The sequence below is a fragment of the Stenotrophomonas sp. yr243 genome, from assembly GCF_900184195.1.
Classification (GTDB): domain Bacteria; phylum Pseudomonadota; class Gammaproteobacteria; order Xanthomonadales; family Xanthomonadaceae; genus Stenotrophomonas; species Stenotrophomonas lactitubi.
The window spans coordinates 488,396-513,257 of record NZ_FXWT01000001.1; the positions used below are offsets into that span (position 1 = coordinate 488,396).

Consider the following 24,862-nt stretch of genomic DNA (forward strand, 5'->3'; position numbering starts at 1 on the left):
AAGCAAGGATGATGCTGATGAAACTGCAACTGGCCTCGATGGCCGCATTGATGTTGATCGTGGGCAGCATGGCGACGATGGGGGACGCACACGCAGACCCCTCGGGTGGCGACATCTGCGTACCAGTGAAAATGGGCCCCCACTATCACCAGCGCTGCGAAACCCACGGCGTCGACGAGAACGGAAATCCCTATACCTGGGTGTACTGGATCGACCAGAACGGCCAGTGGTACCTCCCGGCGGACTGATCTGGATTGGACACCGACTACGACTACAAGGAGTGTGATCAATGACGCTGCACAATCGAATGACCGCTTTTTCCTTCGCTGCAGTAGTGGCACTTGCCGCGCTGGTGCCTTCAGCACCGGCGAATGCCGCCGAAGAGGTCGGCCTGCAGGAAGAGTGCGTGCCCTTCCGTGCCGGCTTCGGCATCCACCAGCGCTGCACGCTGTACGTGGTCTATGACGATGGCACCCGTGTGGCCAGCGACCACTACAACCGCGACGAGAACGGGATGATGTACGACCCCTGATCGCCCAGTAGCATCTGCCGGGCGGTCGCACGCCGTCCGCCCGGCACCTTTGCAGCCGCCCGTCCCGGCATACCGCTGCCCTTGCCTTCCATGGCATCCTCCATGAAACCGCTTTCATGGAATGGAGGGATTCCACGATGTTGTCACGCTTCCGCACGTCCGCGCTCTGCGCACTCCTGGCTTTTGCACTGCCTGCCGTCACCTGGGCAGCCTCGCCCGCGCCGTTGAAAGTGATGTCCTTCAACGTACGTACGCCCGCCGACACCGACCCTGGCAAGCGCTGGCAAGACCGCCGCGATGCCATGGTCAAGGTGATCCAGCAGGCGCACCCGGCGGTGATCGGCACCCAGGAACTGGTGCTGGAGCAGGCCAACTACCTGGCCGAGCACCTGCCCGACTATCGCTGGTTCGGCGAAGGCCGACGCGGTGGCAGTGGCGACGAACACATGGGCGTGTTCTACGACAGCAAGGTGCTGGCGGTGGAAGAATCCGGCAACTTCTGGCTGTCCGATACGCCCGAGGTCGCAGGCAGCATCAGCTGGGGCAACCTGTTCCCGCGCATGGTCACCTGGGCAGTGTTCCGTCGCCTGGATGACGGCCGCCGCTTCTACTTCATGAACACCCACCTGCCCTACCGCGACGAGGACGAACCGCGACGGATCAAGGGCGCCGAACTGATCGCCGCGCGCGTGGCCGCGCTGCCTTCCGATCTGCCGGTGGTGCTGACCGGTGATTTCAACAGCGAGCCGGGCGGCGGCACCTACCAGGCCTTCACTCGCGTGCTTCAGGACACCCGTCGCCAGGTCAAGTCGCCGCAGGGTCCGCGCCTGACCTTCCACGACTTCACAGGAACGGCGACCGCCGAGCTGGACTGGGTGCTGGTGCGCGGCTTCCAAGCACGCAGCTTCCTGACCGATGACCGCCGCATCGATGGCGTGCTGCCCTCCGACCACTTCCCGCTGGTCGTTGAACTGGACTGGCCGAAACACTGAGCACTGCAGCGACCCTCGCTACGGCGGGGGTCGCTTGCCCAGCAGGCGGTACAGCGCCTGGTGCTGGTCGCGCGCCTGGCAGATGCGTGCGCCGACGGCGAGGAACACCGCAATGCCGACAAGGCCAATACCCAGCATTGAATCGGGCAGGCGCAGGAAGCCGATCACCGCAGCCATCGCCGCCAGCACCAGCAGCATCACCACGGCCACCGACAGGCCAGCCCCCGGCAGGCCGGGATCACCCAGCAGCGTCCGTTGGGCCGATTGCTTCTGTTCGCTCATGTCCCGTCCTCCCTTGGTTTCCCCACTAGTTACACGGTGGGCGGTACTTCCGGCAGAGTCAGAAACGTCATGACCGCGAGAACGCGCGCGGCGGCGCACGCGCTACCCTGCCGGCACCCTCATTGAGCGGAGACGGCACATGACCCATCGCAGCCGACTGGCCGGATTCATCATCGATTGCCAGGACACGCCTGCCGCAGACAGCGCCCGCTTCTGGGCCGCAGCGCTGGGCCTGCAGGCCGAGCCCGCCCGTGCCGAAGGCGACGCACAGTACGCCGACCTGACAGGTGCGCCGGCGGGATTGAATGTGGAGGTGCAGCGGGTCGATCACCCGTCACGGGTGCATCTGGATATCGAAAGCGATGACATCGACGCCGAAGCCGAACGGCTGGAAAAGCTCGGTGCGCGCCGGGTCGGTTTCGTCAAACGCTGGTGGGTGATGGAAGCGCCCACCGGTCATCGTTTCTGCATCGTACGCATGCGCGATCACGATGCCCCGGCCAACCTCTGGCCATAGCGAAAAAAAGGGGACGGAAGCAGATGCTCCCGTCCCCTGCCGATCAGCGCGCTTGGGCCACGCTCGGCGCCTGCGGTGACTGGCCCCAGCCACCGAGTGCCTTGTACACGCCCACCACGCTGACGTTGACCTCCGATTCGGCGGCCGCCAGTGCATCATCGGCCACCAGCTGCGTGCGCTGCGCGTCAAGCAGGGTCAGGAAGTCTTCCGACCCCTCGCGGTAGCGGATCTGCGCCAGCGATTCGGCACGTCGCGCTGCCTGCGCCTGCTCGACCACGATGGCCAGCCGCGCCTGCTGCTTGGAGTAGCGGGTCAACGCGTTTTCGGTGTCTTCCAGCGCCAGCAGCACAGCCTGTTCGTATTGCGCAGCTACGCCCTCGGCCTCGGCCTTGCTGGCACGCAGGCGTGCCTTGACCGTACCGAAGTCGAATGCCGCCCAGCTCAACGACGGGGTCAGCGACCAGGCCTTGTTGTTGCCGTTGACCAGGCCACTGGCATCGCCACCGAGGAAGCCGACGAAACCGGACAACGACAGCCGCGGGAACAGATCGGCCGTGGCAACGCCGACACGTGCGGTGGCGGCAGCCAGGCGACGTTCGGCGACCCGCACGTCGGCACGCTGACGCAGCAGTTCGCGGGTATCACCCAGCGGCAATGCCTTGGCAAACGCCGGCACTTCGTGCGGTGCCAGCATGGCGGTCAGCACTTCCGGGCGCTGCCCAAGCAGCACGGCCAGCCGGTTGCGCGACTGCGTCTCGGCCACTTCCAGCAGCGGGATGTCGGCCTCGATGGCCTTCAACCGTGCGCGGCTGCTCTGCACGTCCAGCTCGCTGCCGGCACCCAGTTCCCAGCGAGCCTCGGTCAGCCGCTGCGTATCGCGCAGGTTGACCAGGGTGCGCTGGGCTACCGCGATGCGCTTCTGGGTGCCACGCAACTCGAAGTAGTTGCGTGCCACTTCGGCAGCGATCAGCACCTGCGCGTCGGCGAGGTTGGCCTGCTCTGCGTCCAGGTCGGCACGCGCGGCCTCTGCAGCACGGCGCTTGCGGCCGAACAGATCCAGCTCCCAGCCCGCATCGAAGCCGAGCTGGTAGCTTTCACTGAACACCCGCTGCCCACCCAGCTGCGGATCGGGTTGCTTGCGGCGATCGTAGCTGCCGCCAGCGGTAACGTGTGGCGCCTGGTCGAAGCGGCTCTCGACGAACACTGCACGGGCCTGGCTGACACGGGCGACAGCCACGCGCAGGTCCAGGTTGTCCGACAGCGCGCCATGGACCAGTTCTTCAAGCACCGGGTCATCGAACTGCGCCCACCAGCTGGCCACCGGCGAGGTGGTGCTGAAGACCGGCTGCTGCGCGCCCTGCAGGACGACAGGCTCCTGCACCGGTGCTTTGTAATTGGGGCCGACGCTGACACAGCCCGCCAGCACCAGGCTGGAGACGGCCATCGCCAGGGTGCGGATCACCATGGCAGCACCTCGCCCAGGTAGGTGAAGCTGCCGCTGGCGCCAGACTCGCCGATCAGCGACATCTGCACGCTGGAGCGTGCGCCCTCGGCGATTTCGATCTCGCCGTTTCCACCGTTCATATCGGTTTTCACGTAGCCGGGGTGCACGGTGTTGACCTTGATCGGCGTGCTGCGCAGCTCATGGGCCAGGGCCAGGGTCCAGCTGTTCACCGCGGCCTTGGAGGCGTTGTAGGCCGGGATCTTGAAATCGTAGATGCCCGAGGTCGGATCGGCATGCAGCGTCTGCGAGCCCAGCATGCTGGAGACGTTGACGATGCGGCCCGACTTGGCCTGCTTGATCAGCGGCAGGAAGGCCTGGGTCACTGCCACCAGCGCGTACACGTTGGTGTCGAAGGTGCGACGCCAGGTGTCCAGCGACTGCTCCGACGGCAGCTGTGCCGGGTTCTCGATCATGATGCCGGCGTTGTTGACCAGGATGTCCAGACGGCCATGGCGCTGGCGCACCTGCTCGACCGCCTCGGCGATGCTGGCGCCATCGTTGACGTCCAGCTGCAGTGCCTCCACCGGCAGGCCCTCGGCCTGCAGCTTCAGTGCCAGTTCGACAGCGGTCTCGCGCTTGCGCCCGGCCAGCAGCGTATGCACGCCGGCCTGCGCCAGCTGGCGCACGGTTTCCAGGCCGATGCCGCGGGTTGCGCCGGTGACCAGCGCGATCTTGTTCTGATGGGTGTTCATGGATTCATTGCCTTGGTAGGGGGAAGCGGGCGCCGGTGGTTGCCGGCGCCGCTGTTTTCCATGTCAGTGGTGGATGGTCGGCTCGCCGTGCTGCACCAGCTGGCCACCACCGTTGCGGGTGACGAACTTGCGCAGTGCCACGTAGAACACCGGGGTCAGGAACAGGCCGAACAGGGTCACGCCCAGCATGCCGGCGAACACGGTGATACCGGTCACCGAGCGCACTTCGGCGCCAGCACCATGCGACAGCACCAGCGGCACGGTGCCGGCGATGAAGGCGATGGAGGTCATCACGATCGGGCGCAGACGCAGGCGGCAGGCTTCCAGTGCCGCTTCGACGATGCCCTTGCCGCCCATCTCCAGCTCCCTGGCGAACTCGACGATCAGGATCGCGTTCTTGCACGCCAGGCCCATCAGCACCACCAGGCCGACCTGCACGAACACGTTGTTGTCGCCGCCGGTCATCCACACGCCGAACAGCGCGGACAGCAGGGTCATCGGCACGATCAGGATCACCGCCAGCGGCAGCGACCAGCTTTCGTACAGCGCGGCCAGCACCAGGAAGGCCAGCATGATCGCCACCGGGAACACGATGAAGGCAGCCTTGCCCTGGGTCGCCTGCTGGTAGCTCAGGTCGGTCCATTCGGTAGCCATGCCGACCGGCAGCACCTTGGCGGCGATGGCGGTGAGGTTGTTCATCGCTTCGGCCGAGGACAGCACACGCGGGTCGGCTTCACCGGCCAGGTCAGCGGCCGGGTAGCCGTTGAAGCGCAGCACCGGGTCCGGACCGTAGGTTTCCTTGACGGTGACCATCGAGCCGATCGGCACCATCTCGCCACGATCGTTGCGGGTCCGCAGCTTGCCGATGTCCTCGACGCTGTCACGGAACTGGCCATCGGCCTGTGCGATCACCTGCCAGGTACGCCCGAACTGGTTGAAGTCGTTGACGTAGGCCGAACCGAGGTAGGTCTGCAGCGTGTCGAACAGCTCGGTCAGCTGTACGCCCTGGGCCTTTGCCTTGACACGGTCCACCTCGGCATCCAGCTGCGGCACGTTGGCCTGGTAGCTGGTGATCGGGAAGGCCATACCCGGGGTCTGCGCAACCGCACCCTGCATCGACTGCACCGCGTTCTGCAACGCGCCATAGCCGAGGTTGCCACGGTCCTGGATGAACATCTGGTAGCCGTTGCCGTTACCGAGGCCGAGAATCGGCGGCGGCATCATGGCGAAGGCAAACCCTTCCTGCAGGCCTGCGATCTTCTGGTTGATCTCCGCATTGATCTGCGCGGCGGTGCGGCCATGGCGCTCGCTGAACGGCTTGAGCGGAATGAACGCGACACCGGTGTTGGGGGTGTTGGTGAACTGCAGGGCATTCAGACCCGGGAACGAGATGGTGTGGGCCACACCGTCGGTTTCCTGGGCGATCTTGGCGACCTTGCGCAGCATTTCATCGGTACGCGCGATCGACGAACCCTCCGGCAGCTTCACACCCGCGATCAGGTACAGCTTGTCCTGGGTCGGAATGAAGCCCGGCGGCACCAGCTTGAAGATGAAGCCGGTACCGACCAGCAGCACCGCGTACACCACGAACACCGCACCACGACGGCCGAGGATCTTCGACACGCCGCGCTCGTACTTTTCCGAGCTGGACTTGAAGAAGCGGTTGAACGGACGGAACACCCAGCCGAACAGACGGTCGATGATGCGGGTCGGCGCATCCTTCGGCGCGCCATGCGGCTTCAGCAGGCGGGCAGCCAGGGCCGGCGACAGGGTCAGCGAGTTGATCGCCGAGATCACCGTGGAAATGGCGATGGTGACCGCGAACTGCTTGTAGAACTGACCGGTGACGCCCGACAGGAACGCCATCGGCACGAACACCGCACACAGCACCAGCGCGATGGCGATGATCGGCCCGGACACTTCGCGCATCGCCTGATGCGCAGCGGCCAGCGGGGTCAGGCCTTCTTCGATGTTGCGTTCAACGTTTTCCACCACCACGATCGCGTCATCGACCACGATGCCGATCGCCAGCACCAGGCCGAACAGGCTCAGCGTGTTGATCGAGAAGCCCAGCAGGTACAGCGCGCCGAACGTACCGACGATCGACACCGGCACCGCGATGAGCGGGATGATCGAGGCACGCCAGGTCTGCAGGAACAGGATCACCACCAGCACCACCAGCGCGATGGCTTCCAGCAGGGTGGAGACCACCGCCTTGATCGAGTCACGCACGAAGATGGTGGTGTCATACACCGCCTCGTACTTCACGTCGGCAGGCATGGTCTTCTGCATCTCGTCCATGCTGGCCATCACCGCGTCGCGGATCTCCAGCGCGTTGGCGCCGGGGGCCTGGAAGATACCGATACCTACCGCGTTCTTGCCGTCCAGCTGCGAGCGCAGCGTGTAATCGCCGGCACCCAGTTCAACCCGGGCCACGTCCGACAACCGCACCACTTCACCGTCGGCGCCGCTCTTGAGCACGATGTCGCCGAACTCCTGCTCGCTGCGCAGGCGGCCCTGGGCGTTGATCAGGGTCAGGAACTGGCTGTTGGGCATCGGCTCGGCGCCGAGCTGGCCGGCCGAGACCTGCACGTTCTGCTCGCGCATGGCGCGCACCACATCGCTGGCGGTCAGGCCGCGCGAGGCAACCTTGTCCGGGTCCAGCCAGGCGCGCATGGCGTAGTCACCACCACCGAAGATCTGCGCGTCGCCCACGCCCTGGATACGTGCCAGCGCGTCCTTGACGTGCAGGCGGGCGTAGTTGCGCAGGTACAGGGTGTCGTACTTGCCGTTGGGCGAGGTCAGGTGCACCACCATCAGGAAGGTGGGCGACTGCTTCTGGGTGGTCACGCCTTGCCGGCGTACGTCCTCGGGCAGTCGCGCCTGGGCCTGGGCGACACGGTTCTGCACCTTCACCGCCGCTTCGTCCGGGTCGGTGCCCGGGCGGAAGGTGATGGTCATCTGCAGCACGCCGTCAGAGCCGGCCACCGACTTGAGGTAGATCATGCCCTCAACGCCGTTGATGGCCTCCTCAAGCGGGGTGGCCACGGTTTCGGCGATCACCTTGGGGTTGGCGCCGGGATACACGGTACGCACCACTACCGACGGCGGCACCACTTCGGGGTACTCGCCGATGGGCAGCATCGGAATCGAGATCAGGCCGGCGGCGAAGATCACGATCGACAGCACCGCCGCGAAGATCGGCCTGTCGATGAAGAAACGGGAAAAGTCCATGGAAGAATTCCTGGAAAAGGCCGTCGGCGGGCAACAGCCGCCCTGCCCCTCACCAATCTGGTGAAGGCAGTGACGGCTGCCGCTGGCACCGGCAGCTAAGCGGGTACGCGGATCAGGAGACGGCGGATCAGTGGTTCAGTGCGGCAGTTGCATCGCGACCCGGCGCCGGCGCAGCGGTGGGCTGCATCGCCACCGCCTTCGCCTGCACCGGCATACCGGGCATGAAGACCTTCTGCACGCCATCGATGATCACCTTGTCACCGGCGGCCAGACCCTGCTCGACGATGCGCAGGCCTTCGGCGATGCGGCCAAGCTGGATGTCGCGGCGCTGGGCCTTGCCATCCTTGTCGACCACGTAGACGTACTTGCGGTCCTGGTCGGTCAGCACGGCCTTGTCATCGATCAACATGGCCTGGAACTGGCCGCTGCCGAGCAGCTGCACGCGGGCGAACAGGCCCGGGGTGAACTGGCGGTCGGCATTGTCCAGCAGCGCGCGGACGCGGATGGTGCCTGTGCTGCGGGTGACCTGGTTGTCGAGGAAGTCGACCTTGCCCGTGTGCGGGTAGCCTTCTTCACCGGACAGACCGACCTTCACCGGCAGCTCGCTGTCGCGTTCGCTCGGGCGTTCACCCTTGCGTGCCATCTGCGCGTACCGCAGGAAGGTGCTTTCATCGGCATCGAAGTACACGAACACCGTATCCAGCGAGACCAGCGTGGTCAGCACGCTGGCACTGTCACCGGCGGTGACCAGGTTGCCTGCGGTGACCATCGCGCGACCGGCACGGCCGTCGATCGGCGCACGCACCTTGGTGAACTCGAGGTTGAGGCGGGCTGCGTCCAGGGCGGCCTGCGCAGCCTGCACTGCCGCACCGGACTGGTCGGCGGCCGCGCGACGCTGTTCAGCCGTCTCGGTGGAGATTGCCTGCTGCTCGGCCAGGCGCTTGGCACGCTCGGACTCGCTGCGGGCCAGCACCGCCTGGGTGCGTGCACGGGCCAGTTCGGCGTTGGCGCGATCGTACTCGGCCTGGTAGCTGCGGGCATCGATGGTGAAGAGGACGGCGCCCTTCTTCACTTCTTCGCCTTCAACGTAGTTGACCTTGTCGATGTAGCCGGACACGCGCGGGCGCAGTTCGACGCTCTGTACGGCCTCGACGCGACCGCTGAATTCGTCCCACTGGCTGATCTGCTTGAGCAGCACGGGGGCAGCGCTGACCTGCGGCGGGGGCGGTGCGCCAGCTTCTTCGGCATGGCCACCGCTGCAGGCAGCCAGGACGGCGGCAGCGAGGATCGACACGCCAGCCATCGCCAGGCGATGACGGAAACGATGTGGAGTGGTGTTGGGGGAAGTCATGGCATGCATCCGTACGGAGGGGTGGTACAGCTATTTGAGAATTGCTATCAACTTTCGGCGGCGTATCCTGCGACCTCAACCAAGGCTGAGGTCAAGCAACGCCTGCGGTGTCGCGCCACAGCGGCGGTATTTCCAGGTGCAGCAGACCGCGCGGCAGTTCGGCATCGCTGCTGTCGCAACGGACGATCGCGCGGTTGTCGCGGCAACCGTCGAGCAGGGACACCACGCGGCGGCCGACCAGCAGCGAACTGGGCCATTCGATGCAGGCATTGGCGGCGTTGGCCGGCGTGCATACCGGGCTGCACACTTCCAGCATCTGCGCGCGAACGCCCACGGCCTGCGCTTCCTGGTGCACCACCTGCGCGTACATGCGCAGCGCGGCGGTAGTGATCGAGGTCTCGCCATAACCGGCCCAGGGCTTGAGCCCGGCCGGGCTGCCGATCATCACGTAGCGACGGGCGTGCACGTTGTCCTGCAGCAGCGGCAACAGATGACGCACCGCGTGCACATGCGGCATCAGGTCAGCCTGCAATGCCGCCGCCAGTGCGTCACCGCCGCGCTCGACCACACGACCGCGGTTGTACGGACCACCCATTGCCGCGATCACTGCCGCAAGCGGGCGCGGACGCTGCGCCACGCGTTCGGCCAGCACGCGTGCCGAGCTGTCGTCGCTGAGCGAGCCCAGCATTGTCTGCAGGCCCGGCTCATCGGCGAACTGCTCGTGCAATGCCGCCAGGCGGCGCGGATCGCGGCCGACCACCAGCACGGGGCTGCCGGCCTCCAGCAATGCGCCGACTACACCCTGGCCGACGGCACCGGTGCCGCCGAGAACCAGGACCTCGGGGGTCAGAATCCCATTCACGGGACATTTCCTCCCAAATCCGGGATAGTCCCGATTCGACGCAGTCGGTCACCCTTATGCGAAGCAAGCCGCAAGGCACCGCCACGCTGCTGACGCATGGGTGCGGTAAACTCACGAAAGTCCTTGTGTACCAAGGAACTAGGGCGGGATTCGACGGTCATCGCCAGGTCCAGGGCGTTCTGGCCGGCGATCCGGAAGCGGGCAAGAATGTTGCGCAGGCTCATGGCGGACGGGCTCCAATTAGCGAATGGCGCCACGATAGACCTCAAACCCCTACTTGATTAGTCCTGATTAAGGGGAATAATCATCCCGTCCCCGGTCCAATCGTTCTGTCACGATTGCCCCATCCCCGACGTCCAGGATTCCTGACCATGTCCCACGATCTCAACGAGACGCTGATCTTCGTCAAAGTGGTCGAGCAAGGCAGCTTCATCGCGGCTGCCAAATCGCTCGGCCTGCCCAAGACCACGGTCAGCCGCAAGGTGCAGGAACTGGAAACGCGCCTCGGCGCGCGACTGCTGCACCGGACCACGCGCCGCCTCGGCCTCACCGAGGCCGGCTCGATCTATCACGAGCATTGCCAGCGCATCGCGCGCGAGCTTGAAGAAGCCGAAAGCGCGGTCAGCCAGCTGCAGTCGGGCCCACGCGGCTGGCTGCGCTTCACCGTGCCCTATTCGATCGGCATCACCTGGATCGCGCCGCTGCTGGGCCAGTTCCATGCGCAGTATCCGGAGATCCGCCTGGACATGCACATGGGCAACGAGAAGCTGGACCTGATCGCCGGCGAGGCCGATCTCGCCCTGCGCGTGGGTGCCCTGCCCGATTCCAACCTGGTGGCGCGCAAGCTTGGCAGCCTGCGCACGCAGGTGTTCGCCAGCCCGGCCTACATCGAGCGCTACGGCGAGCCGCTGCATCCGGAAGAGCTGCAGTTCCACCGCATCCTGGCCATGCGCAAGCCGTACCACACCGGCAACTCGCCACGCTTTACCTGGCAGTTGGGCGAGAACGGTGGCGAACTGCGCGACTTCCCGGTGACGCCGCTGATGACGGCCAACGACATGTCTGCGTTGAATGGCGCGCTGGTGTGTGGCGAAGGCCTGCTGCTGACCGGCGACGTGATGGCCAAGCCGTTCGTCGAGTCGGGCATGGTGCGCCGCGTACTGGCCGGCTGGACCGGGCCGGAAGTGGATTTCAATGCGGTGTTTGCCGGTGGCCGCCTGGTCTCGCCGAAGGTGCGCGCGTTCGTCGATTTCCTGGTCGAGAAGCTCAACTTCGATGCCAACTACATGCTGGCGCAGTGCCCCGGCGCGAAGCTGGCGCGGCAGCAGCAGGAACAGGAAGAAGCGGCGCTGGCGAGCAGCGGCAAGCGGATTCTGGAGAAGGTGGCTGCGTCGGCGGCGTAGACTGCAACAATAGCGCGAGCCCATCCTGGTAGGTGCCGACCTTGGTCGGCACGGCTCTACATGCGCTATCGGCGTGCCGGGCAAGCCCGGCACCTACAAAAAATGCCGCCTGCAAGGGCGGCATTTTCGTTCCGGCTGCGCCGGAACAGCAATAACGCTGCGCGTTATTGCTTCAGAGGAATCACACGGATCTCGACGCGGCGGTTCTTGGCACGGCCGGCATCGGTGCTGTTGTCGGCAATCGGATAGGACTTGCCAGCGCCCAGGGTCTCGATGCGCACGCTCTGCACGCCCTGGCCGATCAGGTACTGCGCCACCGAATCAGCGCGCTCCTTGGACAGGCGATTGTTGACCGCGTCGCTGCCGATGCTGTCGGTGTGGCCGACCACTTCGATCATGGTCTGGTTGTAATCGCGCAGGGTGCCGGCAACGCCATTGAGCGAACCGTAGAACTGCGGCTTCAGTGCCGACTTGCCGAAGTCGAAGGTGATGCCGTCCGGCAGGTTCAGCATGATGTTGTCGCCCTGGCGCTCGACGTCGATGCCGGTGTTGGCGGTGCGCTCGCGCAACGCGCGCTCCTGGCGATCCTGGTACTGACCCACGGCGGCGCCGCTGAGTGCACCGATACCCGCGCCGATCAGCGCATGCTGGCGACGCTCGGTCGCGCTGTCGCCGGTCAGCAGGCCCGCGGCCACGCCGATGGCGGTACCGATCAGGGCGTTGCGACCGGTGCGGTTCTGCTGCTCGGTCGGGTTGCCGTACGGATCACTCTGCACGTAGGAGCCGCCGGTGGCGCAGGCCGACAGGACGGCCGCACTCATCAGGGCCAGTGCGACGTTGCGGGTAGTGTTGCGGATCATGGTGTTCTCCTTGGTTTCCGGTCGGGCCGGCGGCTTGCGGGCGGCAACGAGGATAAACAGCCGGACGCGATGTCGGCATGATGATCGCACCGGCCGACAGGGACGTGTTCAGCTAGCTGTCTGGACCGCTCAGCCAGCGCTTTACCCCGCCGCCGACTGACGGTAGGCGGCCAGCGCCGCATCACGGCCTGCCGCCAGGTCCACCAGCGGCGTACGCGGATACCCGGGCGCGCGTTCGGCCAACAGTTGCGGGTGCTGCCAGGGAGCGAAGCGCGCCTTCACCGGCAGCGCCGCCAGCTCCGGCACCCAACGACTGATGTAACTCGCTTGTGGATCGAACTTCTCGGCCTGGGTAACGGGATTGAATACCCGGAAATAGGGAGCCGCGTCGGCACCGGTACCGGCCACCCACTGCCAGCCCATCGTATTGTTGGCCAGGTCCGCATCCACCAGCGTGTCCCAGAACCAGTGCGCGCCGTGCAGCCAATGCGCACGCAGGTGCTTGCACAGGTAGCTGGCGACGATCATCCGCACCCGGTTGTGCATGTAGCCGGTATGCCAGAGCTCGCGCAGGCCAGCATCGACGATGGGCACACCGGTGTTGCCGCGCTGCCAGTCCTGCAGCTGGGCGGCACTGGGGTTGGCCCACGGAAAGCGATCGAAGCGTGGATTGAGGTTGTCCGTGGGCGTTTTCGGGAAATGGTGCAGCAGGTGGTAGGCGAAATCACGCCAGCCCAGCTGACGCAGGTAGCCGTCGATGTCGGCATCGGTGCCAGCGCTGCGCAGGCCCTCCAGCGCGTGTGCGATGCGCCACGGGGCGATTTCGCCGAAATGCAGGTGCGGCGACAGTCGCGAAGTACCTACTCGATCCGGCAGATCGCGCTGCTCGCGATAGCCGCGCAGCGCACCATCTTCGAATACGGACAGCGCCTCAAACGCGCCGGCCTCGCCCGGCTGCCAGTGCTCCCAGAAGCCGGAATCCCACTGCAATGACGGCGCCAGCTGCAACGCGTCCAGGGCCAGGCCTTCAACCGTGTGTGCGGTAAACAAGCGCGGTGCTTCCAGCAGGGCAGGCAATCGCCAATGACTGAGCACGTTGCGCCAGTACGGAGTGAATACCTTGTAGGGCTGCCCTTGCTGGGTAGCGATGTCCCAGGGCTCGAACAGCAGGCTGCCGTTGCAGCTCTGCGCATCGATGCCCTGCTCGCGCAGCGTGCGTTTGATGGCGGCATCGCGCGGTTGTGTCGCCGGTTCGTACTTGCGGTTCCAGTACACCACCTCGGCGCCGGTCTGATCGATCAGCGCCTGCAGGGTCGGCAGGCTGCCGCCGGTGCGCAGCACCAGCGAGGAGCCGCGTGCACGCAGGTCGGCATCCAGCGCCGCCAGCGAGCGGTGGCGCCATGCGTTCGACGCGGCACCCGGCGCCCAGTCGCCCTCTTCGTGCGGGGCATGGATGTAGACCGGCACCACATCGTGGCCTGCGTCCAGCGCCGCCTGCAGCGCCGGATTGTCCTGCAACCGCAGGTCCCGACGGAACCATACCAACGCTACCGACACGTGCACTGCCTCTCTGTTGCTGGGCGGCCATGATAGCCAGTGGCGGTGAAGGCGATGCGTGCGACCGGCTCTGCTAGGCTGCGTGCTCTTCCGCCTCCGCCCTGCCCTCGTCATGGATGATCTTCGCGCCACTTTTGCCCGCTTTGGCCCCCTGCAACCGCAATCCGCCGACGCGTGGCAAGGGCCGTTCCCGCTGCCGGACGTGCTGGCCGGATTCTATGCACGCGTCGGCCCGTTCGGTGAGGTATTCAATCCTGCCAAAGGCCCCAGCGGCATCACCGTACCGGGCCTCGAAGTGTGGCTGCCGCCCCTGCAGCGCCTGTGGGCTTACCAGGCTGGTTATCGCTGGAACGGCATCGATGGCGAACCGATCAGCGACTGGCCAGCGCACTGGCTGGTGATCGCCGACCGTGGCGCCGATCCTCTCATCCTCGACATCAACGATGGCCGCGTTCTGTTCGCCCGTCATGGCGCGGGCCACTGGAACGCCGACGAGTTCGTCGCCGACGTACCGACCTTGATGGCCGCACTGGCGGCGGCCGGCAGCGTTTACCTCGAGGCCGATGAAGATCTGTACAGCGATGACGATGATGGCGGGATCCGTGCCGAACATCGCGAAGCGGCATTGCGCGCTGTCGCTGCAGTGCTGGGTGGCACGGATGAAGCAGAACTGTTCCTGGACGCGATGCAGTAGATCCACGCCATGCGTGGATGGTGCACGGGAAGGTTCAATCCACGCATGGCGTGGATCTACTTCATGCCTTCCCTGATCACCCGCCCATCTTTCTTTCCTGCGGCGCCTGCTTCAGCGCTGCTGGGCGGCACGGACGAGGCAGAGCTGTTCCTGGACGCGATGCAGTAGATCCCTGCCGCGCGTGGAGGGTGTACGGGTGGGTTCAATCCACGCATGGCGTGGATCTACTTCATGCCTTCCCTGATCACCCACCCGTCTTTCTTTCCTGCGGCGCCTGCTTCAGCGCTGCTGGGCGGCACGGATGAAGCAGAACCGTTCCTGGACGCGATGCAGTAGATCCACGCCATGCGTGGATGGTGTACGGAAAGGTTCAATCCACGCATGGCGTGGATCTACTTCATGCCTTCCCTGATCACCACCCGTCTTTCTTTCCTGCGGCGCCTGCTTCAGCGCTGCTGAGCGGCACGGACGAGACAGAACTGTTCCTGGACGCGATGCAGTAGAGCCACGCCGTGCGTGGATGGTGCACGGGTGGGTTCAATCCACGCGTGGCGTGGATCTACTTCATGCCTTCCCTGATCACCCGCCCGTTTCTCTATCCTGCGGCGCCTGCTTCAGTAGTGCGGTCAGGAACGGGGGCAGCACCGAGTCTGCTGCGGCCACCGCGCTGCCCATCAGCAACAGGGCAACGGCAATGGCGGCTATCGGAACGATGCGCGGGCGCGTGCTCATCGGTCTGTCCTCACTCCCAGCAGCGGTCGGTGCGACCCTTGGCGGTCTGCGCACGTGCGCAGTCACGCGGAGCAATCCGCCCTTCCTGCAATTCCACCCGTTGCTTGCTGCCACTGCCATCGCGCTTCAGCTCGAAGGCGTCGTACAGGCGTCCGGTGACGGTGCGCGCCTCGTAGCGCAGGTGCTGCGGGTCGATACGCAACACCTGGAACAGCTGAGTGTCCTCGCCCACAGGTTCCATCGTCCTGCGTGCTTCGTCCGACAGACGGTACTGCTTCGGCCCTGCCACTGTTACCACGTACTGCGGCGTTGCCGCCTGCCCTTCACCGCGACGGCCGTAAGTGTGGTCATGCCCCTGCAGCACCAGATCCACCTTGTGGCGTCGCACCACCGGCAGCAGCACCTTGCGCAGGGCTGCATTTTCGCGGCCTTCGCGCGGTGAATAGAACGGCTGGTGCAGCAGCACGATGGTCCACGGCTGCCGGTTGCCGGCCAGCACCTTGTCCAGCCACTGCGCCTGCGCCTTGGCGGTGCCGAGATCCAGCGCTGAAGTGCCATCGACCACGGCCACGCGCACACCCTGCGCATCGAACCAGTAGCTGGTACCCGCCGCTGCATTGGCACCGTTGCCCGGCAGGGCGAAGGTCACCGGCCAATGACGGCCCAGTACGCGGCGCTCCTGCGGGGTGTCCTCGAATTCCTCGAAATACTCGTGGTTGCCGATCGCCGGCGCCACCAGCGTCTCCTGCGCCAGCCAGCTGGTGGCGGCGAACCATTCGCCCCATTCGCTGTCGTCCATGTTATCGCCACCACTGACCAGGTCACCGGCGAACAGGCTGATCCGCGCATCGGGTGCGGCCTTCTGTGCGGCCCGCACCACGCGGCTGACATGGCTGACGTTCTTGTTCTGGGTATCACCAAAGTACAGCAGGGTCAGCGGCTGCTCGGCAGCGGCCAGGGTGCGCAGCTGGTTCCAGGCGCTCCAGCTGCCATTGCCCTGTACGCGATAGACGTACAGGGTGTCCGGCTGCAAGCCATCGATATCGGCGCGATGATGATGCGACAGGCCGTTCTCGGTCTGCAGCGTCTGGGTCTTCGCGCGCACCTGGCGGATGCCCTCGATGGCCGGCGAATCGTCGGCCAGTGCGATTTCCAGCAGCGGCGACTGCACGCTGCCATCGGTGCGCCAGGCCACCGCGAAACCGTGGCTGGGGTCGACCGACGGAGAGGCGACGATGCGGTCCGGCACCGATGCGGCTGCGTAGTAACGGCTGCCCGACGGCACCTGGGTGTTGGGCTCGGCTGCCGCCATCGCCAGCGATGGCAATGCCAACAGCAGGCCGACCGCAAGCACGCGCGTCAAACGCGGGCTCACGAACCGCACTCCAGCGGAAGGGCCAGCTGCTTGGCAATGCTCTCCCAGTCGAACGCCACCACGCCCTGGTCATCGTGCACCGCATACAACGCACCGTGCGGGAACCGCGGCGTCGGCTGCTGCATCATCCAGATGCCATCGGTGTTGGCCACGGTATTGCCCTGGAACGCGCCCACCGGCTTCAGCGTATGGCGGTCGAACAGATGGAACACGCTGCGCTGCTTGCCCTGCTCGGTGGTGATCCACCAGCCGTCCTTGCCGCAGGTGCGCAGCATCACGCCTTCGGCCTGCGCCTTGAACACGTCGCGACCGAAGGTAGTGCCGGTAAAGCGCCCGGCCAGGGTGTAGACCTTGAATTCGCTGGCGTAGCTTTCGTCCTCTTCGGCGATCAGCAGGCGATCATTGGCCGGATCACCCCAGATCGATTCGACCACGCGCAGCGCGCCGGCTTCGCTGGTATCACCGATGCTGGCCGACAGCGTTGCCTGGGCCTTGGTACCGTCGCGGGTCACGTGGTACTGGCGCACGCGCTTGTCCAGCTCCGCCAGCGGCGGCAGGATGTCCTTGCCCTGTGCGTCCTCGCCGTTGTCCCAGGAGTCGGTGACGTAGACGCTGTAGCCATCGGCGCGGCGGTCCACCCACAGGCCGTAGGGCTTGCGCAGGTCGTCGGCACCGAAGGTGGCCAACGGAGCGAAGTCCGGCAGTGACAGCACCTGTACACGGTGGTTGTCGCGCTCGACGATCCACAGCAGGTCATCGGTCACTGCGATGCCATTGGGACGATCGAACTGGCCCAGATCGGTGCCGGTGCTGCCGACGTCACGCAGATGCTGGCCATTGCTGCCGTCGTAGACCGCCAGCTTGTCGGTGGCCTTGGCCGTGGCGATCAGCCAGGTCTTGCCATCCAGTGCCTGCCAGGAAGCCGGCGAATCGATGTTGTCGGCCGGGGTCATCGGAGTCAGGAACGCCTCGGCGATGGTCGCCACCTTGCGCTCGACGGGTGCCACAGCGCCCGTCGCTGCAGCCACGGCCGGCGCCTTGTCCGCTGCCGGCGTGCAGCCGGCGGCAAGAACGGCGGCCAGCGAGGCGGCCAGCGAGGCGGCCATCAGGGTCATGCCGCGCACCATCACAGCGCCACCTTCAGGCCTACGGCGTAGGTACGGCCATACTCTTCCAGCTGCAGGGTGCGCGAGCGCGTGCCCTGGTACAGCTCCAACGGCTTGTCCAGCAGGTTCTGCGCTTCGAAGTACAGGCTCACGTTCGCGTTGAACTTGTAGTCCAGCGAGAAGTCGAGCTGGGTGTTGGGTGCCACGTAGATATCGAATGCACGGCCCTTGCCGATGGTGTCCAGGTACTCGCTGCGGTACACCGCCGCAAGGCGCGTGCTGAGGCCGTACTTTTCATAGCCGATGTGTGCGCTGTACACGTGCTTGGAGGCGCGCGGCAAGGCGAAGTCCTCACCGGCGCGATCCTCGATGCCCGCGTCGAATTCGGTGTCCAGCCAGGTGCCGCTGGCGCCCACCAGCAGGCCGTCCAGGCCGGCGGGCAGGAAGGCCAGCTGCTGCTGCCAGTTCAGCTCCGCACCACGCACCGTCGCCTTGCGGCCGTTGATCGGCTGGGTCACGTCGAAACCGCCGTACGCCGGATCGTTGGTGCGTACCGTCTCGACGATGTAACCGTCGATGGACTTGTGGAACAGACCGAGCGAGACGATGCCGGTGCTGCCGAGGTACTTCTCCACCGACAGATCGATGTTCTTCGATTCGTACGGGTCCAGCTCCGGGTTGCCCAGGCGCACTTCCTCGTCACCACGGCTGTAGCCGACGCGCGGCGAGATATCGCCGAAGGACGGGCGCGAAACAGTCTTGTTGGCCGAGGCACGCAGCACCCAGTCATCGGCCGCGTCGTAGCGCAGGTGCAGGCCCGGCAGCACGTTGGTGTAGCTGCTGTTGGCCACGCGCGGGGTCACGGTGTAGCTGCGGCCGTTGGCAGCCACATCGACCTGGTTGCCCTCGGCCTTGAAGCGGGTGTTCTCCACGCGCACGCCGCCGATGATGCGCAGCGCGCCGACATCCCAGGTGCCCATGGCGTAGCTGGCGAAGATGTCTTCACTGGCGATGTAGTCCTCTTCCAGCGAGGTCATCGCATTGGCACCGACGTCCTGAGGACGGGCACTGAACTGGCCGCCGTTGGCCGCCCAGTACGCGCGCATGGCATCCGAATCCATGCCGTCACCCAGGGTGCCGTGGCGGTGATCGGGCGAGCCGGTGGTCCAGCTGGACAGGGCAATCTTCGGGCCGACGCGCAGTTCGCTTTCGTCGACGTTGACGTCGCGGTCGCGCCAGCGCCCCAGCAGGCCGAACTTGATGCTGCTGTTGTCGCCGTCAAAGCGCACGTTGACCTGCGCACTGTGTTCCTTGTCGTTCACCTGCTTGGGCGAGAGCACGATGCGATCGAACGCGTAGTTCGCGTTGTCCAGCCACTGCGGATTGTCGAAGCTGTAGCTGGGCAGGCGGCTGCTCTGGTCCAGCGTTCCGTTGAAGGCCTTGCCGTTGAGCTTGAAGCGCGCCTCCATTTCATCGTTCACCCGCTCTTCGGTACGGGTGAAGCCGAGCTTGTAATCGACCACGGCGTTGGTCAGCTTGTTCTCGCCACCCAGGCTGGCCGCGAAGGTGTTCTCTTCCTTGGTGCGGTAGCGCATGCGCTTGTCGATGGAATCCTTCGGCATTCCATCCAGGCGGTACTGGTCAGTACCGGTCTTGACCATTTTCGCGTCGTCGAAATTGAAGATCACACGCTGGCGGGTTTCGGCATCATCGAACTGGCTGTACAGCGCACGCAGGTAGTACTTGCTGTCATCGTTCGGGCGCCAGTCCAGGTTGAGGTTGGCGCCGATGCGCTTGCGCTCGATTTCGTACTTGCGGTGCTGCAGGTTGATCGCGGTGACGTCGCCCGGCGCGGCATCGTCTTCGCCGTCGTACTCCACTTCGGTGTTGTCCGATTCGAACTTGCGCTTCTGGTAGTTCACGCCCAGCGCCACGCCGAAGGTATCGTTGAACACTTCGCTGTAGTTGAAAGCGGCCTTCGGGCTGGTTTCGCCGGACAGCTGCTGGTGGCTGGCTTCGATCTTGCCGCGCAGGCTGCGGCCGTCACGGTCGAAGGCCGACGCCGATTCGACCAGGATCGCGCCACCGATTGCGTCACCTGGCATATCCGGGGTCGGCGACTTGACCACGCGCAGGCGCTCGGTCGAATCGGACGGAATCACGTCCAGCGGCGCCGCACGACTGGAATCTTCCGGGGTGCCGATGGCGATGCCGTCGACGCTGACGCTGTTGAGGTTGGCATCCAGGCCACGCACCACAACGAAACGGCCTTCGCCCTGGTCGCGGGTCACGCTGATGCCCGGCAGGCGCTGCAGCGACTCGGCCACGTTCTTGTCCGGGTACTGTCCCAGCGCGTCGGAGGACACGGCGTCTTCGATGGCGTCGCTGCTGCGCTTGAGGTCAACCGCGCGCACCTGCGATTCCAGCTGCGCACGTACTTCGATGCGGTCCAGATCAGTCGCCGCGGCGCCGCCGCCGGCCGCGGCAGCAGTTTCGGCTGCCAGTACCGACGGGCTGGCCGTCACCAGCAGCGAGAGGCTGATTGCCAGGCCCAACGTGTTCTTCTTCTGCACAGCTATCCCCAACGGTGTAAAGATTGGGTCAGCACGGTATGTCCGCGAGGTTGCATGGGCATGACACCGGTGGAGCCTGGCCTGCCGGACCCGGCTCGGCACCACCGAGCATTCCGCTTAAAATGGGGCTCTCCCCTTCTGCCAGACCCTCCCATGAAGATCGTCGAAGTGCGCCACCCGCTGGTGCAGCACAAGATCGGCCTGATGCGCAACGCCGCGCTCAGCACCAAGGATTTCCGCGAACTGGCCAACGAGCTTGGCACGCTGCTGGCTTACGAGGCCACCGCCGACCTGGAAACCGAGCCGCACACCCTGCCGGGCTGGTCCGGCCCGGTCACCGTGCAGCGCATCGCCGGCGCCAAGATCACCGTGGTGCCGATCCTGCGCGCCGGCCTGGGCATGCTCAGCGGCGTGCTGTCGCTGATCCCGGCCGCCCGCGTCAGCGTGGTCGGCCTGCAGCGCGATGAAGAAACCCTGCAGCCAGTGCCCTATTTCGAGCGCCTGACCGGCCGCCTGGAAGAGCGCGACGCGCTGATCCTCGACCCGATGCTGGCCACCGGCGGCACCCTGATCGCCACCATCGACATGCTCAAGCGCGCCGGTGCCCGCCGGATCAAGGGCATCTTCCTGGTTGCCGCACCGGAGGGCATCGAAGCAGTGAAGGCCGTGCACCCGGACGTGGAGATCTACACCGCCGCGATCGACGCGCAGCTCAACGAAAAGGGCTACATCCTGCCGGGCCTGGGTGATGCCGGCGACCGCATCTTCGGTACCCGCGTGGGCTGAGATCGACCGCGGTCGGAGCGCTTTCGAAAGGAAGTGCTCCACCTGCTCCAGGCACCTTCACGCCGGCTTTGCGGCGACGGGCGAATGCTCCGCGCAGCCGCCCTGCCCTGGAGCCACCATGAAAGCATCATTCCTGCTCGCCGCCGCCCTGCTGCTCAGCCTCCCGCTTGCCGCCAACGCAGCCACCCCGCAACAGCAGCGCATGGCCGACTGTTCGGCAAAGAACAAAGGGCTGAAGGGCGACGCCTACAAATCCGCGCAGAGCACATGCCTGAGCGCGCACGCAGCCGCCCCGGCAGCCCCCACCACGCCGCAGGAACGCATGAAGAAGTGCAACGCCGACGCCGCCACCAGGAAGCTCGCCGGCGACGCCCGCAAGACCTTCATGAGCAGCTGCCTCAAGGCATAGTAAAAAACAGCGAAGAAAGGCCCATCCACGCATGGCGTGGATCCACTGACCGTCGTTGAACGGGGTCAGAGCCCGTTGCGCAGCAACGGGATCCGACCCCGACGGGTCACGAAAATCTGTCAGCGGCGGGGCGGTGTCGGATGGCGGGGCATCCGCGCCATGGATGGCGCGGCTGAGCCTACAAGGACGTACTTGCGGCGTCCCCGTCATCCGACACCGCCCCGCCACCCCACGGATAGCCCGCTGTTGCTGTTGCTGTTGCTTCGGCTTCGGCCTCGGCAGGTGCAGGGCGCAGCCCTGCCGGCACACCTCACCCCAACGCCCGCGCCTTCAGCTCGCCCTGCTCATGCAGCGTAACGAAACGCCCCTTCTCATCCCGCCCGACCTGCGCCAACGCCACCTGCGGATCATGGGTAAAGAACAGATGCACGTTGCGCGCCAGCTTGTCTTCCAGGAACTGCCGCTTCTCGTCGATCAGCAGCTCGGCATTGCGGTCGTAGCCCATCGTGATCGGCACGTGCACCCACGAACGACCGGGAATCAGATCGGCGCAGAACACCACACCGCCGTGCGCCCCTGCGCCTGCGCGCCCCTGCCCTACGATCTCGGCCAGCATCAGCCCCGGCGTGTGGCCGTCGCTGTAGCTGAAACGCACGCTGTGGCCAAGCACTTTCGAATATTCACCGTCCACCACTTCCAGGCGCCCACTGGCCTGCAGCAGGCCCGGCAGTTCCGGAATGAAGCTGGCGCGATCGCGCGGGTGCGGCTGCAACGCGCGCTGCCAATGCTGCGCACCGACCACGTACGTCGCATTGGGGAACAGCAGTTCCGGTTCGCGGCCTTCGCGCCACGCTGCCAGCAGGCCACCGGCATGGTCGAAGTGCAGATGGCTGAGCACCACCACGTCGATGTCTTCGTGCTCGAAGCCGGCTTCGCGCAATGAATCGATCAGCACATGCTGGCTTTCCTGCACGCCATAGCGCTCGCGCATGCGCGGATCGAAAAACGCACCGATGCCGGTTTCGAACAGCACCGTCTTGCCCTCAAGCGGGCTTGCCAACAACGCACGACAGGCCAACTCGATGCGATTGAGCTCATCCGGCGCTGCCCATTTCTCCCACAACGCACGCGGTGCATTGCCGAACATCGCACCGCCATCCAGGCGCTGGGTATTACCGCGGATCGACCATAGTTTCATGGCGCAATTATCGGTCGCCGCTCGTTAAATAATCGCTAGCCGGGAAATGAAAAACCCCGCCGTTGCGGGCGGGGTTCTCAGGTCTGCGTCCGCCGCCGGATCAGGGAGCCGGCACGACCTGGGCGCTGCCGACCGGGTTGCGCGGATCGCTGCCGCCAAACAGCTTGTTGGCCTTGCGGTCCCATTCCACCGTCTGCAGGTTGCCCCACACATGGCTGGAACCACGGCCACCGGCGGCGACCTCGCCCGGCAGGTCGATCTTGTGGCCCATCGCCTGCAGCTGCTTGATGGTCGCAGCGTCGAAAGCGTTGCTCTCGGCTTCGATCAGGTCCGGCAGCCACTGGTGGTGGTAGCGCGGCAGCGCGGCGACCTGCTGCGCATCCAGGCCAGCGTCGTAGCCGAGGATGCCCAGCAGCACCATGGTGATGATGCGGCTGCCACCGGGCGTGCCCAGCACGATCACCTTGTCGTCGTTCTCCATGAACGTCGGCGTCATCGAACTGAGCATGCGCTTGCCGGCTTTCGGTGCATTGGCGGCGTAGCCCATCACGCCAAAGGCGTTTGGCGTGCCCGGCTTCAGCGCGAAGTCGTCCATCTCGTTGTTCAGCAGCACACCCGTTCCCTTCGGAATCAGGCCCGAGCCGTACAGCAGGTTGACGGTCTGGGTGGCACCGACACGGTTGCCGTCACGGTCGATGATCGAGAAATGGGTGGTCTCGTCATCCTCCAGCGGCGTCGGATTGCCCGACAGCAGGTCGCTGGGGGTGGCCTTTTCCGGGTGGATGGTCGCGCGCAGGCCCTGCGCGTAATCCTTGCTGGCCAGCACCTTCTGCGGGATCTGCACGAAATCCGGATCGCCGAGGAAGAAGGTGCGGTCACGGTAGGCACGGCGCATCGACTCCACCACCAGATGGGTGCGGTGCGCCGCATCCATCTGCTTGATGTCCCAGCCTTCCAGGATCTGCAGCATGCTGGCCAAGGCGATGCCACCGGAGGACGGCGGCGGCGCGGTGGTGATCTTCCAGCCGTTGTAGTTGAAGACGATCGGCGCGCGCTGCTTGACGCGGTAGCCAGCCAGTTCCTCGGCGGTCCACTTGCCACCGGCCTGCTTCACGCCGGCCAACAGCAGCTTGCCGGTCTGGCCCTTGTAGAAGCCATCGAAGCCGCCGGCTGCCAGGCGTTCCAGGGTCTGCGCCAGTTCCGGCTGCTTGAACAGGTCACCGGTGGCGATCGGCTTGCCATTGCGCAGGTAGACCTCGCGCGTACCGGGATAACGTTCCATCACCTCGCGGCGCGAGGCATAGCCCTTGGCCATGCGCTCATAGACCGGGAAGCCTTCACGTGCGATACGGATCGCAGGCTGCAGCGAGGCCGCCAGCGGCAGCTTGCCGTGCTTGGCCGACAGTTCGACCAGCGCCGCCGGCAGGCCGGGAATGCCGGCCGACCAAGGGCCGTTGACCGAGCGGTCGCGGTCCAGGTCGCCCTTCTTGTCGAGGAAGGCCTGCGGCGTCGCTGCGGCCGGCGCGGTCTCGCGCGCGTCCAGCATCACGTCGTTGCCGGTGGCCGCATCATGCAGCAGGAAGAAGCCGCCGCCGCCCAGTCCAGAACTGATCGGCTCGACCACGGCCAGGGTCGAGGACACGGCCACCGCCGCGTCGAAGGCGTTGCCGCCCTGGGTCAGGATGTCGACACCGGCCTGGGTGGCCAGGGCGTGGCCGCTGGCGATGGCCGCGCCGTCAGGGCGCTCGGCGCGGGCCGGGGCATCAGCCCAAGCGACGGGGCTCAGCAGCAGGCCGAGCAACAACAGGGGGCGGGCGAACGGCTTCATTCGGATGGGGGCTCCGCATAGAGTTCGGGATGATCGTGCTGCAGTTGGCGCAACTTGGCCAGCAGCTCGATTTCGGTTTCGACGATGTCCGGATCGGGGTCGATGCATTCGACCGGGCACACGACCACACACTGCGGTTCGTCGAAATGACCCACGCACTCGGTACAGCGGGCGGGGTCGATCACGTAGATGGTTTCACCCATCGTGATGGCCTGGTTCGGGCAGGCCGGCTCGCATACGTCACAGTTGACGCAGAGCTCATTGATTTTCAGCGACATGGCGATACTCCACGCCCGCGCCTTGGGACAAGGACCGGCCTGCGCGGGCGCGCGGGCCGGTCAGGTCATCAGCGGCGCCCATCGCAGGGCGCCGCCC

At 65.7% G+C, this 24,862-nt stretch carries 25 protein-coding genes and 1 pseudogene; 10 read left to right on the plus strand and 16 right to left on the minus strand.

Annotated elements, in window-relative coordinates:
- Positions 1 to 17: 17 nt before the first annotated feature.
- The 3 genes from QOL57_RS02265 to QOL57_RS02275 all read left to right on the plus strand — a co-directional run bounded on the left by QOL57_RS02265 (position 18) and on the right by QOL57_RS02275 (position 1,524).
- Complete coding sequence (locus tag QOL57_RS02265; protein WP_089241262.1) at positions 18 to 248, plus strand: hypothetical protein; 231 nt, start codon at positions 18 to 20, stop codon at positions 246 to 248.
- 41 nt (positions 249 to 289) lie between these two features.
- Entirely contained in the window at positions 290 to 532 is a 243-nt protein-coding gene (locus QOL57_RS02270) for a hypothetical protein (RefSeq protein ID WP_080149122.1), read from the plus strand.
- A gap of 137 nt (positions 533 to 669) precedes the next feature.
- A complete protein-coding gene (locus QOL57_RS02275) occupies positions 670 to 1,524 on the plus strand; it encodes an endonuclease/exonuclease/phosphatase family protein (RefSeq protein ID WP_089240418.1) in 855 nt (284 codons plus the stop codon).
- A gap of 18 nt (positions 1,525 to 1,542) precedes the next feature.
- Here QOL57_RS02275 and QOL57_RS02280 read toward each other — a convergent pair whose 3' ends face one another.
- Entirely contained in the window at positions 1,543 to 1,806 is a 264-nt protein-coding gene (locus QOL57_RS02280; protein WP_089240416.1) for a hypothetical protein, read from the minus strand.
- A 139-nt stretch (positions 1,807 to 1,945) separates the two neighbouring features.
- Here QOL57_RS02280 and QOL57_RS02285 point away from each other — a divergent pair, with 139 nt between their 5' ends.
- Positions 1,946 to 2,323, plus strand: coding sequence for a VOC family protein (locus QOL57_RS02285; protein WP_089240414.1), 378 nt, complete (start codon positions 1,946 to 1,948; stop codon positions 2,321 to 2,323).
- Positions 2,324 to 2,366: 43 nt separating this feature from the next.
- Here QOL57_RS02285 and QOL57_RS02290 read toward each other — a convergent pair whose 3' ends face one another.
- The 6 genes from QOL57_RS02290 to QOL57_RS02315 all read right to left on the minus strand — a co-directional run bounded on the left by QOL57_RS02290 (position 2,367) and on the right by QOL57_RS02315 (position 10,190).
- Positions 2,367 to 3,788, minus strand: a complete 1,422-nt coding sequence (locus QOL57_RS02290) for an efflux transporter outer membrane subunit (RefSeq protein WP_025878845.1) — start codon at positions 3,786 to 3,788, stop codon at positions 2,367 to 2,369.
- Positions 3,782 to 4,519: an SDR family oxidoreductase gene (locus QOL57_RS02295; protein WP_089240412.1), complete on the minus strand. Its 738-nt coding sequence runs from the start codon at positions 4,517 to 4,519 to the stop codon at positions 3,782 to 3,784. The genes QOL57_RS02290 and QOL57_RS02295 overlap by 7 nt, the downstream gene beginning before the upstream one ends.
- A gap of 63 nt (positions 4,520 to 4,582) precedes the next feature.
- Positions 4,583 to 7,753 carry a multidrug efflux RND transporter permease subunit gene (locus QOL57_RS02300; RefSeq protein ID WP_089240410.1) on the minus strand — a complete coding sequence of 1,057 codons (3,171 nt, stop codon included), beginning with the start codon at positions 7,751 to 7,753 and terminating at the stop codon, positions 4,583 to 4,585.
- 127 nt (positions 7,754 to 7,880) lie between these two features.
- The gene (locus QOL57_RS02305) at positions 7,881 to 9,104 is read right to left on the minus strand and encodes an efflux RND transporter periplasmic adaptor subunit (protein WP_089240408.1); all 1,224 of its coding nucleotides are present in this window, start codon (positions 9,102 to 9,104) and stop codon (positions 7,881 to 7,883) included.
- Positions 9,105 to 9,195: 91 nt separating this feature from the next.
- Positions 9,196 to 9,966, minus strand: coding sequence for an SDR family NAD(P)-dependent oxidoreductase (locus tag QOL57_RS02310; protein ID WP_089240405.1), 771 nt, complete (start codon positions 9,964 to 9,966; stop codon positions 9,196 to 9,198).
- Positions 9,963 to 10,190, minus strand: coding sequence for a hypothetical protein (locus tag QOL57_RS02315; RefSeq protein ID WP_089240403.1), 228 nt, complete (start codon positions 10,188 to 10,190; stop codon positions 9,963 to 9,965). Before QOL57_RS02315 ends, QOL57_RS02310 begins: the two co-directional genes overlap by 4 nt.
- A 147-nt stretch (positions 10,191 to 10,337) precedes the next feature.
- Between QOL57_RS02315 and QOL57_RS02320 the strand changes: the two genes are divergently transcribed.
- Entirely contained in the window at positions 10,338 to 11,369 is a 1,032-nt protein-coding gene (locus tag QOL57_RS02320; protein WP_025878839.1) for a LysR family transcriptional regulator, read from the plus strand.
- A gap of 164 nt (positions 11,370 to 11,533) precedes the next feature.
- Here the strand turns inward: QOL57_RS02320 and QOL57_RS02325 are convergent, their stop codons facing one another.
- Together QOL57_RS02325 and QOL57_RS02330 are read right to left on the minus strand one after the other, a co-directional pair.
- Positions 11,534 to 12,229 carry an OmpA family protein gene (locus tag QOL57_RS02325; protein ID WP_089240401.1) on the minus strand — a complete coding sequence of 232 codons (696 nt, stop codon included), beginning with the start codon at positions 12,227 to 12,229 and terminating at the stop codon, positions 11,534 to 11,536.
- 141 nt (positions 12,230 to 12,370) lie between these two features.
- The gene (locus QOL57_RS02330) at positions 12,371 to 13,786 is read right to left on the minus strand and encodes a deoxyribodipyrimidine photo-lyase (RefSeq protein ID WP_089241260.1); all 1,416 of its coding nucleotides are present in this window, start codon (positions 13,784 to 13,786) and stop codon (positions 12,371 to 12,373) included.
- 112 nt (positions 13,787 to 13,898) lie between these two features.
- Between QOL57_RS02330 and QOL57_RS02335 the strand changes: the two genes are divergently transcribed.
- Genes QOL57_RS02335 through QOL57_RS02345 form a run of 3 tightly spaced genes read left to right on the plus strand, consistent with a single transcriptional unit; the run spans position 13,899 to position 14,816 of the window.
- A complete protein-coding gene (locus QOL57_RS02335; RefSeq protein WP_089240399.1) occupies positions 13,899 to 14,480 on the plus strand; it encodes a hypothetical protein in 582 nt (193 codons plus the stop codon).
- A 45-nt stretch (positions 14,481 to 14,525) separates the two neighbouring features.
- Positions 14,526 to 14,648 carry a hypothetical protein gene (locus tag QOL57_RS02340; protein ID WP_280521851.1) on the plus strand — a complete coding sequence of 41 codons (123 nt, stop codon included), beginning with the start codon at positions 14,526 to 14,528 and terminating at the stop codon, positions 14,646 to 14,648.
- Positions 14,649 to 14,693: 45 nt separating this feature from the next.
- The gene (locus tag QOL57_RS02345) at positions 14,694 to 14,816 is read left to right on the plus strand and encodes a hypothetical protein (RefSeq protein WP_280521850.1); all 123 of its coding nucleotides are present in this window, start codon (positions 14,694 to 14,696) and stop codon (positions 14,814 to 14,816) included.
- 261 nt (positions 14,817 to 15,077) lie between these two features.
- Here the strand turns inward: QOL57_RS02345 and QOL57_RS02350 are convergent.
- The 4 genes and pseudogenes from QOL57_RS02350 to QOL57_RS02365 all read right to left on the minus strand — a co-directional run.
- Positions 15,078 to 15,212: pseudogene (locus QOL57_RS02350) on the minus strand (inorganic diphosphatase); the annotation flags it as partial.
- A gap of 10 nt (positions 15,213 to 15,222) precedes the next feature.
- Positions 15,223 to 16,524: a metallophosphoesterase family protein gene (locus tag QOL57_RS02355; protein WP_089241258.1), complete on the minus strand. Its 1,302-nt coding sequence runs from the start codon at positions 16,522 to 16,524 to the stop codon at positions 15,223 to 15,225.
- Between the two features lie 59 nt (positions 16,525 to 16,583).
- Positions 16,584 to 17,714 (minus strand): phytase, encoded by a 1,131-nt coding sequence (locus QOL57_RS02360; protein ID WP_089240397.1) that lies wholly within the window; start codon positions 17,712 to 17,714, stop codon positions 16,584 to 16,586.
- The gene (locus QOL57_RS02365; RefSeq protein WP_089240395.1) at positions 17,714 to 20,266 is read right to left on the minus strand and encodes a TonB-dependent receptor; all 2,553 of its coding nucleotides are present in this window, start codon (positions 20,264 to 20,266) and stop codon (positions 17,714 to 17,716) included. Before QOL57_RS02365 ends, QOL57_RS02360 begins: the two co-directional genes overlap by 1 nt.
- 153 nt (positions 20,267 to 20,419) lie before the next feature.
- Between QOL57_RS02365 and upp the strand changes: the two genes are divergently transcribed.
- Together upp and QOL57_RS02375 are read left to right on the plus strand one after the other, a co-directional pair.
- Positions 20,420 to 21,052 carry a uracil phosphoribosyltransferase gene (gene upp / locus QOL57_RS02370; RefSeq protein ID WP_089240393.1) on the plus strand — a complete coding sequence of 211 codons (633 nt, stop codon included), beginning with the start codon at positions 20,420 to 20,422 and terminating at the stop codon, positions 21,050 to 21,052.
- Positions 21,053 to 21,170: 118 nt separating this feature from the next.
- Positions 21,171 to 21,461 (plus strand): PsiF family protein, encoded by a 291-nt coding sequence (locus QOL57_RS02375; protein WP_089240391.1) that lies wholly within the window; start codon positions 21,171 to 21,173, stop codon positions 21,459 to 21,461.
- A gap of 310 nt (positions 21,462 to 21,771) precedes the next feature.
- On the opposite strand, the gene QOL57_RS02380 is transcribed toward QOL57_RS02375, so the two are convergent.
- The 3 genes from QOL57_RS02380 to QOL57_RS02390 all read right to left on the minus strand — a co-directional run bounded on the left by QOL57_RS02380 (position 21,772) and on the right by QOL57_RS02390 (position 24,765).
- Positions 21,772 to 22,659 carry an MBL fold metallo-hydrolase gene (locus tag QOL57_RS02380; RefSeq protein WP_089240389.1) on the minus strand — a complete coding sequence of 296 codons (888 nt, stop codon included), beginning with the start codon at positions 22,657 to 22,659 and terminating at the stop codon, positions 21,772 to 21,774.
- A 100-nt stretch (positions 22,660 to 22,759) separates the two neighbouring features.
- Complete coding sequence (gene ggt, locus QOL57_RS02385) at positions 22,760 to 24,487, minus strand: gamma-glutamyltransferase (RefSeq protein ID WP_089240387.1); 1,728 nt, start codon at positions 24,485 to 24,487, stop codon at positions 22,760 to 22,762.
- On the minus strand, positions 24,484 to 24,765 hold the full coding sequence (locus tag QOL57_RS02390; RefSeq protein ID WP_025878828.1) for a YfhL family 4Fe-4S dicluster ferredoxin: 282 nt from the start codon (positions 24,763 to 24,765) through the stop codon (positions 24,484 to 24,486). The genes ggt and QOL57_RS02390 overlap by 4 nt, the downstream gene beginning before the upstream one ends.
- Between the last annotated feature and the right edge of the window lie 97 nt (positions 24,766 to 24,862).

Bases quoted from the DNA above. Each gene is read 5' to 3' on its own strand.
- QOL57_RS02265 (WP_089241262.1), top strand. From the start codon at position 18: ATGAAACTGCAACTGGCCTCGATGGCCGCATTGATGTTGATCGTGGGC.
- QOL57_RS02270 (WP_080149122.1), top strand. From the start codon at position 290: ATGACGCTGCACAATCGAATGACCGCTTTTTCCTTCGCTGCAGTAGTG.
- QOL57_RS02275 (WP_089240418.1), top strand. From the start codon at position 670: ATGTTGTCACGCTTCCGCACGTCCGCGCTCTGCGCACTCCTGGCTTTT.
- QOL57_RS02280 (WP_089240416.1), bottom strand. From the start codon at position 1,806: ATGAGCGAACAGAAGCAATCGGCCCAACGGACGCTGCTGGGTGATCCC.
- QOL57_RS02285 (WP_089240414.1), top strand. From the start codon at position 1,946: ATGACCCATCGCAGCCGACTGGCCGGATTCATCATCGATTGCCAGGAC.
- QOL57_RS02290 (WP_025878845.1), bottom strand. From the start codon at position 3,788: ATGGTGATCCGCACCCTGGCGATGGCCGTCTCCAGCCTGGTGCTGGCG.
- QOL57_RS02295 (WP_089240412.1), bottom strand. From the start codon at position 4,519: ATGAACACCCATCAGAACAAGATCGCGCTGGTCACCGGCGCAACCCGC.
- QOL57_RS02300 (WP_089240410.1), bottom strand. From the start codon at position 7,753: ATGGACTTTTCCCGTTTCTTCATCGACAGGCCGATCTTCGCGGCGGTG.
- QOL57_RS02305 (WP_089240408.1), bottom strand. From the start codon at position 9,104: ATGACTTCCCCCAACACCACTCCACATCGTTTCCGTCATCGCCTGGCG.
- QOL57_RS02315 (WP_089240403.1), bottom strand. From the start codon at position 10,190: ATGAGCCTGCGCAACATTCTTGCCCGCTTCCGGATCGCCGGCCAGAAC.
- QOL57_RS02320 (WP_025878839.1), top strand. From the start codon at position 10,338: ATGTCCCACGATCTCAACGAGACGCTGATCTTCGTCAAAGTGGTCGAG.
- QOL57_RS02325 (WP_089240401.1), bottom strand. From the start codon at position 12,229: ATGATCCGCAACACTACCCGCAACGTCGCACTGGCCCTGATGAGTGCG.
- QOL57_RS02335 (WP_089240399.1), top strand. From the start codon at position 13,899: ATGGATGATCTTCGCGCCACTTTTGCCCGCTTTGGCCCCCTGCAACCG.
- QOL57_RS02340 (WP_280521851.1), top strand. From the start codon at position 14,526: ATGGCGTGGATCTACTTCATGCCTTCCCTGATCACCCGCCCATCTTTC.
- QOL57_RS02345 (WP_280521850.1), top strand. From the start codon at position 14,694: ATGGCGTGGATCTACTTCATGCCTTCCCTGATCACCCACCCGTCTTTC.
- QOL57_RS02355 (WP_089241258.1), bottom strand. From the start codon at position 16,524: ATGGCGGCAGCCGAGCCCAACACCCAGGTGCCGTCGGGCAGCCGTTAC.
- QOL57_RS02360 (WP_089240397.1), bottom strand. From the start codon at position 17,714: ATGGTGCGCGGCATGACCCTGATGGCCGCCTCGCTGGCCGCCTCGCTG.
- upp (WP_089240393.1), top strand. From the start codon at position 20,420: ATGAAGATCGTCGAAGTGCGCCACCCGCTGGTGCAGCACAAGATCGGC.
- QOL57_RS02375 (WP_089240391.1), top strand. From the start codon at position 21,171: ATGAAAGCATCATTCCTGCTCGCCGCCGCCCTGCTGCTCAGCCTCCCG.
- QOL57_RS02380 (WP_089240389.1), bottom strand. From the start codon at position 22,659: ATGAAACTATGGTCGATCCGCGGTAATACCCAGCGCCTGGATGGCGGT.
- ggt (WP_089240387.1), bottom strand. From the start codon at position 24,487: ATGAAGCCGTTCGCCCGCCCCCTGTTGTTGCTCGGCCTGCTGCTGAGC.
- QOL57_RS02390 (WP_025878828.1), bottom strand. From the start codon at position 24,765: ATGTCGCTGAAAATCAATGAGCTCTGCGTCAACTGTGACGTATGCGAG.